Origin of the sequence: Lactobacillus sp. UMNPBX6, from assembly GCF_002553975.1 — a bacterium.
Taxonomy (GTDB): domain Bacteria; phylum Bacillota; class Bacilli; order Lactobacillales; family Lactobacillaceae; genus Lactobacillus; species Lactobacillus gallinarum.
Map to the genome: position 1 here is coordinate 1 of NZ_PCZD01000046.1, position 14,254 is coordinate 14,254.

12 protein-coding genes, 1 tRNA gene and 1 pseudogene are annotated in these 14,254 nt (G+C 37.8%); 8 read left to right on the forward strand and 6 right to left on the reverse strand.

The genetic code is table 11. From position 1 onward, the window contains the following. Positions 1–85: 85 nt before the first annotated feature. Positions 86–901, reverse strand: a complete 816-nt coding sequence (locus CP357_RS07665; RefSeq protein ID WP_087175648.1) for a Cof-type HAD-IIB family hydrolase — start codon at positions 899–901, stop codon at positions 86–88. An 84-nt stretch (positions 902–985) separates the two neighbouring features. After that, positions 986–2,419, reverse strand: coding sequence for an APC family permease (locus tag CP357_RS07670; protein ID WP_098036986.1), 1,434 nt, complete (start codon positions 2,417–2,419; stop codon positions 986–988). A 155-nt stretch (positions 2,420–2,574) separates the two neighbouring features. On the opposite strand from CP357_RS07670, the gene CP357_RS07675 reads away from it, so the two are divergent. Next, complete coding sequence (locus CP357_RS07675) at positions 2,575–4,062, forward strand: SH3-like domain-containing protein (protein WP_098036987.1); 1,488 nt, start codon at positions 2,575–2,577, stop codon at positions 4,060–4,062. A 44-nt stretch (positions 4,063–4,106) separates the two neighbouring features. On the opposite strand, the gene CP357_RS07680 is transcribed toward CP357_RS07675, so the two are convergent. Further along, positions 4,107–4,178: transfer RNA gene (locus tag CP357_RS07680), tRNA-Arg, on the reverse strand. A 246-nt stretch (positions 4,179–4,424) separates the two neighbouring features. On the opposite strand from CP357_RS07680, the gene CP357_RS07685 reads away from it, so the two are divergent. The 4 genes from CP357_RS07685 (at position 4,425) to tpiA (ending at position 8,636) form a co-directional block, all read left to right on the forward strand. Beyond that, a complete protein-coding gene (locus CP357_RS07685; protein ID WP_025005146.1) occupies positions 4,425–5,456 on the forward strand; it encodes a sugar-binding transcriptional regulator in 1,032 nt (343 codons plus the stop codon). 55 nt (positions 5,457–5,511) lie between these two features. Next, positions 5,512–6,528, forward strand: a complete 1,017-nt coding sequence (gene gap, locus CP357_RS07690) for a type I glyceraldehyde-3-phosphate dehydrogenase (RefSeq protein WP_025005145.1) — start codon at positions 5,512–5,514, stop codon at positions 6,526–6,528. Positions 6,529–6,640: 112 nt separating this feature from the next. Next, on the forward strand, positions 6,641–7,852 hold the full coding sequence (pgk, locus tag CP357_RS07695) for a phosphoglycerate kinase (protein ID WP_025005144.1): 1,212 nt from the start codon (positions 6,641–6,643) through the stop codon (positions 7,850–7,852). Positions 7,853–7,877: 25 nt separating this feature from the next. Beyond that, positions 7,878–8,636 (forward strand): triose-phosphate isomerase, encoded by a 759-nt coding sequence (gene tpiA / locus CP357_RS07700; protein WP_023061659.1) that lies wholly within the window; start codon positions 7,878–7,880, stop codon positions 8,634–8,636. A gap of 290 nt (positions 8,637–8,926) precedes the next feature. On the opposite strand, the pseudogene CP357_RS07705 reads toward tpiA, so the two are convergent. From CP357_RS07705 to CP357_RS07715, 3 genes and pseudogenes are all read right to left on the reverse strand, one after another. Next, positions 8,927–10,358: pseudogene (locus tag CP357_RS07705) on the reverse strand (transposase). Between the two features lie 154 nt (positions 10,359–10,512). Then, on the reverse strand, positions 10,513–11,034 hold the full coding sequence (locus tag CP357_RS07710; RefSeq protein WP_098036988.1) for a hypothetical protein: 522 nt from the start codon (positions 11,032–11,034) through the stop codon (positions 10,513–10,515). 6 nt (positions 11,035–11,040) lie between these two features. Beyond that, the gene (locus CP357_RS07715) at positions 11,041–11,922 is read right to left on the reverse strand and encodes a Cof-type HAD-IIB family hydrolase (RefSeq protein ID WP_098036989.1); all 882 of its coding nucleotides are present in this window, start codon (positions 11,920–11,922) and stop codon (positions 11,041–11,043) included. Positions 11,923–11,990: 68 nt separating this feature from the next. Here CP357_RS07715 and CP357_RS07720 point away from each other — a divergent pair, with 68 nt between their 5' ends. From CP357_RS07720 to tsaE, 3 genes are read left to right on the forward strand one after another with little or no spacing between them, the layout of a single operon-like run. After that, a complete protein-coding gene (locus tag CP357_RS07720; protein ID WP_098036990.1) occupies positions 11,991–12,689 on the forward strand; it encodes a uracil-DNA glycosylase in 699 nt (232 codons plus the stop codon). A gap of 11 nt (positions 12,690–12,700) precedes the next feature. Next, positions 12,701–13,690 (forward strand): phosphate acetyltransferase, encoded by a 990-nt coding sequence (gene pta / locus CP357_RS07725; RefSeq protein ID WP_087175655.1) that lies wholly within the window; start codon positions 12,701–12,703, stop codon positions 13,688–13,690. After that, positions 13,690–14,169, forward strand: coding sequence for a tRNA (adenosine(37)-N6)-threonylcarbamoyltransferase complex ATPase subunit type 1 TsaE (gene tsaE / locus CP357_RS07730; protein WP_087235400.1), 480 nt, complete (start codon positions 13,690–13,692; stop codon positions 14,167–14,169). Before pta ends, tsaE begins: the two co-directional genes overlap by 1 nt. The last annotated feature ends 85 nt before the right edge of the window (positions 14,170–14,254 follow it).

Consider the following 14,254-nt stretch of genomic DNA (forward strand, 5'->3'; position numbering starts at 1 on the left):
ATCAGTGCTTTAAAAGTCTAATATTAATTGTCAATGTCTTAACTTAATGACATTGACGTTTAGGTTCATTGCCTTTTTTGTATATCTATTTCTCAGCGTCTAAATATTTTTGTAGGACCCTGAAGACACCATTTTCAGTATTGGCAGGTGCGATATATTTAGCATGTTCTTTAACACTTGGCATCCCGTTAGCCATAGCATAAGAGTATTTTGCAAAATCAAGCATAGCAATATCGTTGCCGCCATCACCAAATGCTATTAGATCATCACCAGTTAAGTTTAATTTGGCTAATAAATGTTTTAAACCGGCGCCTTTATTGATACCATAAACATTAGTATCAATAGCAGTATTAGCAGATCCAAATGCAGAAATTTTTTGTTCATGCTTTTCATTGAATTCTTTTTCAATTTCTGGCGCCTTAGAATTGTCTAAACTAAAAGTGATTTGCAAGATATCCTTGTTGGGTAAATCTGACCAATGATCAACAACTGCACTTTTGCCAGCGAAGTATGCTAAGAAGTCACGCTCAGTTTTAGGAATAGCTTTGTGGAAGTAGGCTACATCGGTTTCGAAGACCATAGGAGCTACTTTACCATATTTGTCACTGACTTCTTTAAGTAGACTAAGAGCAGTTTCACGTTTTAGCGGATAAGAAGCAACTGTTTCACCGTTAACAACTAGCATAGAACCATTGAGAGAAACAAAATCCATGCGTTCAGCAAAATCACCGAAGTCTTGCTTTAATCTAGTGTATGGCCGACCAGAAGCTACGATAAAATGAACGTTTCTTTTTTCTAATTCCGTAAGTATTTGATCAAATTGTTCATGATTAAATTGCTTACGATCATCTAAGAATGTCCCATCCATGTCAACTGCAACAGCTTTAAAAGGTAATGTCATATTTTTCCACCTCATTTTTAATCTAAATGAAATTAAAAAATAAAAAAAGACCGCTGTCAACGGTCTTTTTTGTTATATCTATATCTAATTGGCCTTTGCTTCTTGATATTTTTTAATACCAGGAAGAATCAATCCCAATGCGATTAAGATGATTGGTGTTAAGATATTGAGCATTAATGTAAATGGATCTGGTGAATAAATACCAAAAATACAACATGCTGCAGTAACTAAGAAACACCAAATACCTGCGGTATAAGCTAATCCCTGAGATTTAGTCATTTGATAAGTGGTTTCAAATGATTTTTGATGCTTTCTTAAAGCAATATAAGCTGCAAATACCCAAAGGTAACGAAGTGGCATGGTAGTTGAGTTTAACTTAACTAATTGAGCCATTACAGCTTGTGCGTTAGGAACAAATGCTTGGATAGCAATTAAACCACCTGATAAAACAACGATCATCCAAATACCATTGATATAAGCACCATGCTTGTTAAGCTTGAATAAACCTTTAGGAATAAATTCTTTTGCTTCTTTACTTCCCAAAAGCATTCTAAGCGGTGCGTCAATACTAATTACTAAGGTGGAGAATTGACCAATTACATTACACCATGAGTAGATGTACATGAATAATCCACCAACATGGTAGTATTCGCCTAGTTTTTGGAAGGCCATGTAGGCACCATTTGAAATATATTCATTCAAATTAGCATTAACGACCTTCGGATCAAACATCAATGCCATGGCAAAGGTACCTAAAATTGCTGATACCATAACCATGATTGCTAATGCCATCATTGCCTTAGGGAAATTCTTGGAAGGATCTTTTACCTTATTAACATAAGGCGAAATCTTTTCACAGCCACCAACGGCAAATACTAAGATTGAAAGAGAAGTAAAGTATTTAACGTTGAAAGTTGGCATTAAATTCTTCCAATTAAGATCAATGTGGTAAAATCCTGCTCCTGGATTAATAGCCGGAGCGGCAAACATCATGATGATAAACAAAATTGACATGATGAACATTGAAGAACCTGCGATAGTTGCTAAGCCCTTTAATACAGGAATACCACGACTTGCTACCCAGCAGAAGAATAAAAATACAACTAATGTTGCAAATTGTGTCCAAGCAGTAGGTAATCCGTCGTACCATCTGGTGTTACCAAAGATGCCCCAAGCCATAGCTCTTAAGCCACCGGTACCTTTACTAGAAATATATACGACGTGGCAAGCCCAATAAGTCCAACCTGCATAATATGCCCATTTTGCACCCATTGTGGCATTTACCCAAGATGATACCCCACCTTCGGCATTTTTGAATGTAGCACCTAGTTCACCAACCATCAGTGCATAGGGAACAAAGTAGAGAAGGAACATGCCTACCCAACTGAAGATGACCTTTGTTCCATCAAAGTAGACGTACCCATTAACAACGTTACCAAATCCCCAAACAGTGGAGAACGCCATCATTGCCAGAGTAGTCCACATCATCTTTTTGGGATTGCTTTGTGATTCGACCATAAAAACACTCCTAATATAAATTGTGAGCCCTTTCATTATATAACAATGCCATTAGTATGTTCTTACATTAATTTTTTTTTAATAATATAAGAACATTTTTGATGAATTGGTGCTAGGATATGAGTATATGTTGTTTTTTTAAGGAGGAAGAATGAATGAGAAACAATAAAAAGCTAATTTTAGCTAGTTTATTGCTTGCTGGAAGTTTATTAACTATTAATGGTCAAGCAAACACTGTTCAAGCTAAAAGCTACGGCAAGGCTGTTACTAAAATTGCAGGTAATGGTAATTATGCAATTTATCACAATGTTTCAAGCAAGGGACCAAGCGGCAAGTTTACTTCAACTAAGTATTTTAAACATGGTCAAATTCAATCAAAGGAATCTAGATCAACCAGAAAAGGTACTTTCTGGAAGATTATTGTTGATGGTCGCAATGTTGGTTGGGTAAGTGAAAAATTCTTTGCACGTAACCAAATCTCTGTTGCTAATGAGGTAAGCTTAGTTAAAAATAGTGATTACAGCTTCCCTACTAGAGATGCGATTAACTACGCTACAGATGCACATGGTACTGCAATTAATCCTAATAAGGTTCATGTTTCTAGAAAGTATGTAAGTACTAATCCAGACAAAGTAACCTATAGTTATGGTAAAGCAAAGGCAGAAGTTAATATTGACGTTCATGATGGTGATATGGCTTCTCCAAGTGTTACTCCGAAGAAGGGCTTTAAGACTACTTCTACTTGGAATGGTGGCTCAAAGGGCTCATCTAGAAACTGGAATCGTGCACATGGATACCGTTCAGAAACTACTAGCAACACCATTAAGAGCAATGGCTTAACTCTTAGAACTCGTTTGTTCCAACCTAGATTTTTGAGTTTAGGTTATGGTCAAGCTGGGGATGCAATGGGCCAAGTTGGTGTAATTCCTGAAGGTATGACAGTTAACGGCGGTATTTTCACTACTTCATTATTTACAAGCAGCAATAGTCAATATGGACACTTAGTTTCATATAACTTGAATGCATTAAAGAGCAAGTATGCTGCACAAAATCTTACTACTATGAAGTGGAGCACTTTTAGGTCATACGCTAAAAACATTAAAGTAAGTCCATATATTAAATTGGGTCACGGTCAATCATTAGGTTCTTCATCAAGTTACATCTACGTATTGGCTAATGACAATAAATACAATAATGGTCCTGCTTCAGAAGAAATCTTACAAATTCGCAAGAGCGATATGAAGATTAACAAGATTTGGACATTTAGAATTTCAGATAATCGTTACATTCACAACGCTACTTTTGTAGGCGACGATACTATGTACGCTTTATTCCACAATGGTGGTCATAACTGCTATGAATACTGGAAGTTAACTAGAGATGGTGATACTTGGAATGCTACTGAAGTTGGTGCAACTGAAGGTAGATTTATTTCTAATTCACCAGTTCAAGGCTTTGCTTATGGCGACGGTCACTTCTTCATTGGCTTTAATGACAACATCTTTAAGGTAAGTGAAAATGGCTCTGCACAAAAGCATTACCGTTTCAACACTAAACGTGAAATTGAAGGTATGTCAGCAACTGGTTCAAGATTGTATGTACAATTTGCACAACGTGCTGAATTGACTTCAGGTAAGTTTTAATAGTAAATGAAAAAGCTAGAGCAATTGCTCTAGCCTTTTTTGTATGGGTCCCCTGGGAGTCGAACCCAGATTTTAAGAACCGGAATCTTACGTGCGATCCATTACACTAAGGACCCAAACTACGCAGCTTCTAGTATAACAGAAAAAGAATATAAATAGAAATGATTTTGTGAGCCTTACAATTTTTTTAAAATAGCCGATCTTTTTCTTGAATTACGAAAAATACATTGTTATACTAACAGTGTCGATTGGGAAATGTATGAATTTGAAATAGTTGTACGTTTCTCTTATATTTTTAAGTATTCTGGGACAGCAATCGACACAGATGTGGTCATTAAGCGTCCCAGGGAAAGGAGGGAACGATGAATTCGGACTTTTCTTTGCTCGAAGCGCTCGTTCCCGACGTCTTAAAGATTCTTCGACAAAGGTATCTTGTCCTTGAGCAGATAGCACTGCATGCGCCGATTGGGCGTAGAAGTGTAGCTCAACATTTAGGGCTTTCAGAAAGAAACATTAGAACCGAAACTGAATATTTGAGTCAATTAGGTTTGATTGAAACTAAAAGTTTTGGAATGTTTTTAACTGAAAAGGGCGAGAAAACATTACAAGATGCGGGGCCATTGATTGACCGTCTCTTTAATGCGGGTGAAACAGAATTAGCACTGGCTAAGAAATTAGGGATTGAAAGAACCTTGATTGTACCAGGTAATGCTGATTTGCAAGATCGCGTTTATGAAGAGATGGGAGAAGAGTTAAGTTCAGCTTTAAATTTACTCTTGCCATTAGGTCATTCAATAGTTACAATTCTAGGTGGAGCGGCTTTAGCAAAATCTGCTAAGTATTTATCTCCTAGTTTAGGGAATAACCGCCAGTTAGAATTTGTTCCTGGTCGAGGAGCCTTGGGCGAAAATGTAGAAACGCAAAGTAATACAATCGTCCAAGAAATGGCAGCTAAAACTTCGGGTACGTATAAGACATTGTATTTACCTGAACAAGTTTCAGCTGCAGCGTATAAATCTTTGATACGTGAATCCTCGATTGCGGATGTTCTGCAAGATATTTCACAAAGCGATGCAGTGATCCATGGTATTGGGTTAGCCCAAGAAATGGCGCAGCGTAGAGGGTATAATTCAATTAGACTTTCGGAGCTTCGTGAAAAGAAGGCCGTCACCGAATGTTTCGGGTGTTTCTTCGATGAAAAAGGTAAGGTTGTCGACCGTATCACCCAGGTTGGATTACAGTTTGAGAACCTATATAAAATACCCCACATATTTGCTTTTGCATGTGGTGCAAGAAAAGCCAAAGCAATAAAAGCATATATGCCCAATGCACCTCATCAAACCTGGTTAATTACTGATGAGGGTGCCTCAAATATGATTTTAAAGGGGAAATAAAATCCCGTTTAAAATAAATTGTTGTTTATAGTTCTTAAAGGAGGACTTTTAGGTTATGACAGTTAAAATTGGTATTAACGGTTTCGGCCGTATCGGTCGTTTAGCATTCCGTCGTATTATGGACTTAGGCGAAAAGAGTAAGGACATCGAAGTTGTTGCTATCAACGACTTGACTACTCCATCAATGCTTGCTTACTTACTTAAGTACGACACTACTCATGGTACTTTCAACCACGAAGTTTCATCAACTGAAGATGCTATCGTAGTTGACGGTAAGAAGTACCACGTATACGCTGAACCACAAGCACAAAACATTCCTTGGGTTAAGAACGATGGTGTTGACTTTGTTCTTGAATGTACTGGTTTCTACACTAGCAAGGCTAAGTCACAAGCTCACCTTGACGCAGGTGCTAAGCGTGTATTGATCTCAGCTCCAGCTGGTAATGACTTGAAGACTATCGTTTACTCAGTAAACGAAAACACTTTGACCGCTGACGACAAGATTGTTTCAGCTGCTTCATGTACTACTAACTCACTTGCACCAATGGCTAACGCTTTGGACAAGGAATTCGGTATCGAAGTTGCTACTATGACTACTATCCACGCATACACTGGTACTCAAATGACTTTGGATGGTCCTGCTCGTAGTGGTAAGGAACAAGACGCTCGTGCTGCTGCTGAAAACATCATTCCTCATACTACTGGTTCAGCTAAGGCTATCGGTTTGGTATTGCCTAACTTGAACGGTAAGATGAACGGTCACGCACAACGTGTTCCAGTTCCAGATGGTTCAGAAACTGAATTAGTATCAATCTTGAGCAAGAAGGTTACTGCTGACGAAGTTAACGAAGCTATGAAGAAGTACGAAAGCCCATCATTTGCTTACAATGGTGACCACATTGTTTCAAGCGATGTTTTGAACATGACTGCTGGTTCAATCTTTGACCCAACTCAAACTATGGTAACTACTGCAGGTGACAAGCAATTAGTTAAGACTGTTGCTTGGTACGACAACGAATACTCATTCACTTGCCAAATGGTTCGTACTTTATTACACTTTGCTACTCTTTAATCATTAATTTAAATTAACTGATTATAGTTAAGTGGTAATTGAGAAGGCGGAGGGAGATTCTTCCTTCCGCCTTTTTTTGAAGGAAAAATATCAAAATAATCGGAGGATTATAATGGCTAAATTAATCGTTGACGATCTTGATGTTAAAGGCAAAAAGGTTTTAGTACGTGTAGACTTCAATGTTCCAATTAAGGACGGCGTTATCGGTGATGACAACCGTATCGTTGCTGCACTTCCAACTATCAAGTACATCATTGAACACGGTGGTAAGGCTATTTTGCTTAGTCACTTGGGCCGTATTAAGTCAGATGCTGACAAGAAGGAATTATCATTAAAGCCAGTTGCTGAACGTTTAAGTGAACTTCTTAAGAAGCCTGTAACTTTTGTACCATCAAACGAAGGTAAAGAAGTTGAAGATGCTATCAACAACATGAAAGATGGCGACGTTGTTGTTCTTGAAAATACTAGATTCCAAGATATCGACAATGACTTTGGTAAGCGTGAATCAGGTAACGATCCTAAGCTTGGCGAATACTGGGCAAGCCTTGGTGACATGTTTGTAAACGACGCATTTGGTACTGCTCACAGAAGTCACGCATCAAACGTTGGTATAGCTACTGCAATGAAGGAAAACGGCAAGCCTGCAGCTGCCGGTTACTTACTTGAAAAGGAAATCAAGTACTTAGGTGACGCTGTTGATAACCCTGTACACCCATTTGTAACTATCTTGGGTGGTGCTAAGGTTTCAGACAAGATTGGTGTTATTAACAACTTGATTCCTAAGTCAGACCACATCTTAATCGGTGGTGGTATGGCTTACACCTTCTTAGCAGCTCAAGGCCACAAGATCGGTAAATCATTATTTGAAGCTGATAAGGTAGACCTTGCTAAGGAATTGCTTGAAAAGGCTGGCGACAAGATCGTTCTTCCAGTTGACAACGTAGCTGCAACTGAATTCTCAAACGATGCTTCACGTGAAGTTGTTGGTGATGACATTCCTGACAACATGATGGGTCTTGACATTGGTCCTAAGACTATTGCTAAGTTCAAGGACATCTTAAAGGATGCTAAGACTGTTGTTTGGAACGGACCAATGGGTGCTTTCGAAATGCCTAACTTCGCAGAAGGTACTTTGGAAGTTGGTCGTGCATTAGCAGATCTTACTGACGCAACCACTATTATCGGTGGTGGTGACTCAACTGCTGCTGCTAAGCAATTGGGTATTGCACCTAAGATCAGCCACATTTCAACTGGTGGTGGTGCTTCACTTAACTACCTTGAAGGTAAAGTATTGCCAGGTATCGCTTGCGTACAAGACAAGTAATTTAAGTTAAGGAGATAATAGACTAATGAGCCGTACACCAATTATTGCTGGTAACTGGAAGTTACACATGAATCCAGAACAGACTACTGAATTCGTTGACGCTGTTAAGGACAAGTTGCCAGATCCAAGTAAGGTAGAATCACTTATTTGTGCACCTGCAGTTGACCTTGATGCTTTAAGAAAAGCAGCTAAAGGTTCAAACTTACACATCGGTGCTGAAAACTGTTACTTTGAAGACGAAGGTGCTTACACCGGTGAAACTTCACCTAAGGTCTTGAAAGAAATGGGTATGGACTACGTAATTATTGGTCACTCAGAACGTCGTGGTTACTTCCACGAAACTGATGAAGACATTAACAAGAAGGCTAAGGCAATCTTTGCTAATGGCTTGAAGCCAATCATTTGCTGTGGTGAATCACTTGAAACCCGTGAAGCAAACAAGCAAGAAGACTGGGTTGTTGGTCAAATTAAGGCTGCTTTAGATGGTCTTACTGCTGAACAAGTTTCAAACCTTGTTATTGCTTATGAACCAATCTGGGCTATTGGTACTGGTAAGACTGCTTCATCAGACCAAGCTGAAGAAATGTGCAAGACTATCCGTGAAACTGTTAAGGACTTGTACAACGAAGAAACTGCAGAAAACGTTCGTATTCAATACGGTGGTTCTGTAAAGCCAGCTAACGTTAAGGAATTAATGTCAAAGCCTGACATTGATGGTGGCTTAGTTGGTGGTGCTTCACTTAAGCCTGAATCATACTTAGAATTGGTAAACTACCAAGACTAATCTGATTATTAAAAAAGGAACTTCTTAATTAAGGAGTTCCTTTTTATTATGCATTTAATAACAGACAATAGAGCCTAAAACTTTTATTAAATGCCCAAACGTAAGGAAACACATTAAGAAATAATAACATTTAACCCCCTTGTATTTTTTACCTAAAAAAGTATAATAAGTAATGGAGGTTGAAATATTACAGAGTAAACCTTCATTATTCAGTCTCTGCCTAATAATTCCTTATTACTTAATAAATACAAACTTTATGGCAGAAGATACATCTATATCTATATCACTTTCTAGAAAGTGTCTGGGAAAAAACTAACTCTCAGATACAAAAAGACGATCAATCTAACTCTTAATTTGAGTTGCTTGACCGTCTTTTTCTTTTCGCTTAAACAAAATTGGTCCTTTGATCATCTTCTGTTCCAATATTTGCTTAAATTCATCATCATGAAGGCTATTTCCACATCGGTTTCAACCTTCTTTTTGCCTCTTAAATGAGTTCGACGCATGCCAAAAACATTCTTCAAATGTCCAAAAATCGGCTCCACATCATACTTTCTCATTCTGTAGATGTGACTGCCTTCAGGACTTTGGAGAACTGCTTTGGCTTTTTCTTTTAAGTATTGCCAGTTAGGATTATAGCGAACCTGACCAGTCGTTTTATCTTTACGCCGACTATAATATTTGAAGCTAAATCTAACGCCGTTTTGATCAAGGTAGTAATCGTCTTGTTCATCATAGAACCAGTTAGCTAGCTTAGATGGATCGTTTTTGTACTTTCTGGTTTGTTCCTTTTCATACATGGTATAAGGGATATAGTACTGCTTAAAGTCAGTCGGATTAGGATACAAGGCGAAATCAACTACATACTGATCCGTCGTAGCGACTTGAATATTATAGCCTGGCTTAAGCTGACCATTTCTCATGTGATCTTCTTTCATATGCATGAAAGTCGCATCGTGGTCGGTCTTGGAATAGCTATTGCGCCCAGCAAAGATTGCTTTCGCCTCTTTGTATTTCTTCATTCTAGGAACATAGTCTTTTCTGAGTTTATGAAGCAGCTTCTTAAGACCGCGCCTTCTTGCTTTTCTAGGCGATCCACCAGGAATGGCTTTAGGCTCTCGGGCAATCTCTTCAGTCAGCTTTTCAATTTCAGCTTCCGTTTCTTGCGCTAGCTCTGCCAATCCCTGACTGGTCTGGACTTGCTCTTTTGCCATTGCTTTGACGACTTCTTTGGCAATCAGTTCATCATATAGTTCAACTGCCTTGCGCCAAACGAAAGTATAGAGATTGGCATCAGCTTCAATTTTGGTGCCATCAATAAAGATAGCTCCTTCATAGACCTTCCTGCTCTAATAGGTTCGTAAAGTAAAGGAAGCTTTTCTTAATCAATTCGTTGGCGTGGTCGCTCGATCTAAAATTATTGATAGTATGGTATGAGATCTTTTGATGCTCTGCCAGTACCATAATCGGCAGATTTTCTTCTAGCATCAGCGCAATTTTTCTGCCTGAGAATACTCTGCGAGAATAGGCAAAGAGCAAGATCTTGAGCATCATGGCTGGGTGATAGGCAGGACGCCCGGTTTTGGCAGTATCGCCAAACAAGACGTCTTCTGGAATCGAATCGACGAACCAGCTAATGGCGTTAGCTAAGTGATTATTAGGTATAGCAAAGTCTAAATTAAGTGTTAAAGCCGTTTGGCCTGTGATATAATTCTTGTACATGATAGTTTCCACCTTCTTATTTTTATATTGTGGTGATTTAATAATATCAAGGCAGAAACTAAAAGTATAGAAAAAGAACGATGAAATCGAATAGGAAATCATCGTTCTTTTTTTATGTCTTAGGAATTAGTTTTTTCCCAGACACTTTTTCTGATTAATTAGGATTAATTTCTAATTTTTTTGCTATTGGTGGAAATGTAGGTAATTTTAATGGGGTTACGTGCCATTGGGTAAATAATACTGAAGTAAGTAAAATAAATGGAATATCTTCTGGCTTGGTGATATTGCATGTTAGGACAACCCCATGTTCTGCAACGATTGTCTTGACGTTAGCAATACTTTTAAAGCCTGATCTAAAAGTATAGGTCCCTCGTTTAATACTTCCCGTAACGATATATTTTAGTTGAGTCAGATAAAATATATTAGTATTAAGCGTATTAAGCTTTTTGACACTAACTAGAGAGTGATCTACTACGTCAATAGTAAAGGATGCAATCAGTCCAGTACCATCAGTAAATAAGCGTCCAATTTCGTTTCTGTTAGTGTCATATAAATATAAAGTATGATTTGGGTTATCGAGATTTCCTTGAATAATAAATTCAATTTTTCCTTTAGGATTGATCACAGGAATTTGACCATAATCTTTTTCTTGATTAAGTTCCAGCCAAAACAACATACTTTGTCACCTCTGATCTTGTTTATTTTCCTTTATAAACTGATTTAAGATATAAGCTACGCCGTCTTCGTTATTAGTTTTAGTAGTGATTTGTGCTAACTTTTTTATTGCTGGAATGGCATTACTCATGGCTACTCCTGTTCCAGCTTCACGAATCATGCTTTCATCATTTAAATTATCTCCGATAGCCGCAATTTCGTCACGTTTAATATTTTTTAGTTTGGCGTAATCAAGAAGGGCGATCCCTTTTTGTGCTTGGTGAGCATTGATTTCAATATTAGATGATGAACTAGAAGTAACAACTAAATCCTCAATTTTTGCCACTTCTTTTTTAACATTATCAAAGGCCTCATGACCACGTGAATCAAATGCAATGATTTTCATTACTTCAACATCAGGATCATGTAATAGGTCCTCAAAATGGTCAACTTGTTTCATGTTCATGATAGTCTTATTTCCGGCAGAGATTGCGACTGCTTGTTTAAAATCAAGTAAAGGATTTAGATCGACCATTAAATGCGCTACATTAGAAATACGCTGGTTAAGGTCTTCAGTATAAACTTGATCAGCAGTGATGATTTCAAAATAAAATCCTGCCTGATGTAATAATTCAACAAGTTTTAAAGCCTTAGAAGTTGGGATTTTATGTTTGACCATTAATTTGCCGTCTTCATCGAAAACTAGGGCTCCATTTAAATTGATAAAACCAGTATGTAAACCAGCATCTTTTAGAACTGTGCGAGATTCACGTGGAGCTCGACCGGTAGCAATTAAAAATTCAATACCGTTATTTTGTGCATTTTTCACAGCTTGAATATTTGCTTCAGAAACGGACATATTAGAATTAAATAATGTACCATCGAGATCGCAAGCTACCAATTTGATCATAAAATTTCCTCCCAATTGCTATTAAATTAATGATACCATAAAGGAGATTAGAAAAGAGGGTGTAAGACTTGGCTAAAGAATTAATCGGTAATGACTGGGATAAAATTTTAGATCCAGTTTTTGCAAGTGATAAGTATCACGAATTACATAATTTTTTAAAAGAAGAATATTCTACTAAACGTATTTTTCCAGATATGTATCATATTTTTACTGCTTTTAAATTAACACCGTTTAACAAAACTAAAGTAGTGATTTTGGGCCAAGATCCATATCATAATCCGGGACAAGCAAATGGCATGAGCTTTTCAGTTATGCCAGGTACACCATTGCCACCATCACTTAGAAATATTTATAAGGAACTTTATGATGATGTTGGTGCTCGTCCGGTTAACCATGGCTATTTAAAGAAATGGGCCGACCAAGGCGTCTTGCTTTTAAATGCTGTGCTAACTGTTCCTTATGGTCATGCTAACGGCCATCAAGGTAAGGGATGGGAAGATGTAACAGACACTGCGATTAAGGCTTTAAGTAAACGTGGAAAGGTTGTTTTTATTTTATGGGGTAGATTTGCTCAAAATAAAATCCCATTAATTGATCAAAGTAAGAATTTTATTATAAAATCATCTCATCCGAGTCCATTTTCAGCTGATCGAGGATTTTTTGGTTCTCGACCATTCTCACGTTGTAATACGGCATTGCTTAATTTTGGCGAGACGCCTATTGATTGGCAATTGCCAGAAACAGTGAATAAATCTGATTTAGCATAAGAGGTATATATATGAGTGTATTTTCATTATTTAAAAAGCAAGTTGAAGCAGCAAAAGACAAAAAAAGAATTGTTTTTCCTGAAAGTGACGATTTAAGAATTTTGACTGCCGTTTCTAATTTGAATAAAGACGGGATAGTTGAGCCAATTTTAATTGGCAAAAAAGAAAATGTCGCCAAAATAGCGGAAGAAAATAATTTGGATCTTACCGGGGTAAAGATTTATGATCCAAATAATTATGCGGATTTAGATAAAATGGTAAAGGCATTTATAGCAGCTAGAAGAAAAGATACTAGTGCAGCCGAGGCTAAAGCCAAATTAGCTAAGGAAAACTATTTCGGTACAATGTTAGTAAAGATGGACTTAGCAGATGGAATGGTATCCGGTGCAGCTCATTCAACCGCCAATACTGTTTTGCCGGCTTTGCAATTAATCCATGCTGCTGAAGGGATGCATCGTGTATCTGGCGCCTTTGTAATGGAAAAAGGTGATGAAAGATATATTTTTGCTGATTGTGCAATTAATATTGAGCCTGATGAAGAGACTTTGGCTGAAATTGGTTATCAATCAGCACAAACAGCTAAGATGGCTGAAATTGATCCTAAAGTAGCCTTTTTAAGCTTTTCTACTAAAGGTTCAGCTGAAGGACCAATGGTTGATAAGGTTCATGATGCAGCTGCAATGTTCCAAAAGAGTCATCCGGAAATTCCAGCAGATGGTGAATTGCAATTTGATGCCGCATTTGTTCCAGCTGTTGGTGAAAAGAAGGCACCTGGTTCTAAAGTAGCAGGACATGCAAATGTCTTTGTCTTCCCAGAGCTTCAATCAGGAAATATTGCATACAAGATGGTTCAACGTTTGGGCGGCTTCACTGCTGTAGGTCCAATCTTACAAGGTTTGGCTGCACCAGTTAATGACTTATCTCGTGGCTGTAGTGAACAAGATATTTATGATTTAGCAATTGTTACAGCTGCTCAAGCTTTAGCAAAGGATGAAAAATAATGACTAAGTTAGAAATTAATTCTGCAGAGGAGATGCAAAAGTTAGGTGCATCTTTGGCCAAAACGGCTAAGCCGCATGATTTGCTCTTATTAAATGGTGATTTGGGTGCCGGGAAAACCACTCTTACGCAGGGCTTAGGACGCACACTAGGCATACATCGACCTGTAAAAAGCCCAACTTTTACTATTGTGCGTGAATACCGTGAAGCTGAATTACCGCTTTTCCATATGGACTTTTATCGTTTAGAGAATGATGATTTATCATCAATTGACTTAGATGGCTATTTGGCTGAACCTGGCTTGGTAGTAATTGAATGGCCTCAGTTGGTAATGAACGATTTGCCTGATGAATATTTGCAACTAACTATTACACGAGTAGATGATAGTTGGGATTCAACTAAGCGTGTAGTTGAATTGAATGCACATGGTGAACGCAACGAAGAATGGGTTAAGGATGCTTTAACCGAATACGAAAAATAATATAAAAAATGATCTAGGATTATTCTGAACTGAGACCTAAAAATTAGACAGTTTAAAATACAGGATTAATAGAGGCTTGATTCCG

Bases quoted from the DNA above. Each gene is read 5' to 3' on its own strand.
- pgk (WP_025005144.1), top strand. From the start codon at position 6,641: ATGGCTAAATTAATCGTTGACGATCTTGATGTTAAAGGCAAAAAGGTT.
- CP357_RS07675 (WP_098036987.1), top strand. From the start codon at position 2,575: ATGAGAAACAATAAAAAGCTAATTTTAGCTAGTTTATTGCTTGCTGGA.
- tsaE (WP_087235400.1), top strand. From the start codon at position 13,690: ATGACTAAGTTAGAAATTAATTCTGCAGAGGAGATGCAAAAGTTAGGT.
- CP357_RS07715 (WP_098036989.1), bottom strand. From the start codon at position 11,922: ATGATCAAATTGGTAGCTTGCGATCTCGATGGTACATTATTTAATTCT.
- pta (WP_087175655.1), top strand. From the start codon at position 12,701: ATGAGTGTATTTTCATTATTTAAAAAGCAAGTTGAAGCAGCAAAAGAC.
- CP357_RS07665 (WP_087175648.1), bottom strand. From the start codon at position 901: ATGACATTACCTTTTAAAGCTGTTGCAGTTGACATGGATGGGACATTC.
- CP357_RS07670 (WP_098036986.1), bottom strand. From the start codon at position 2,419: ATGGTCGAATCACAAAGCAATCCCAAAAAGATGATGTGGACTACTCTG.
- gap (WP_025005145.1), top strand. From the start codon at position 5,512: ATGACAGTTAAAATTGGTATTAACGGTTTCGGCCGTATCGGTCGTTTA.
- tpiA (WP_023061659.1), top strand. From the start codon at position 7,878: ATGAGCCGTACACCAATTATTGCTGGTAACTGGAAGTTACACATGAAT.
- CP357_RS07710 (WP_098036988.1), bottom strand. From the start codon at position 11,034: ATGTTGTTTTGGCTGGAACTTAATCAAGAAAAAGATTATGGTCAAATT.
- CP357_RS07685 (WP_025005146.1), top strand. From the start codon at position 4,425: ATGAATTCGGACTTTTCTTTGCTCGAAGCGCTCGTTCCCGACGTCTTA.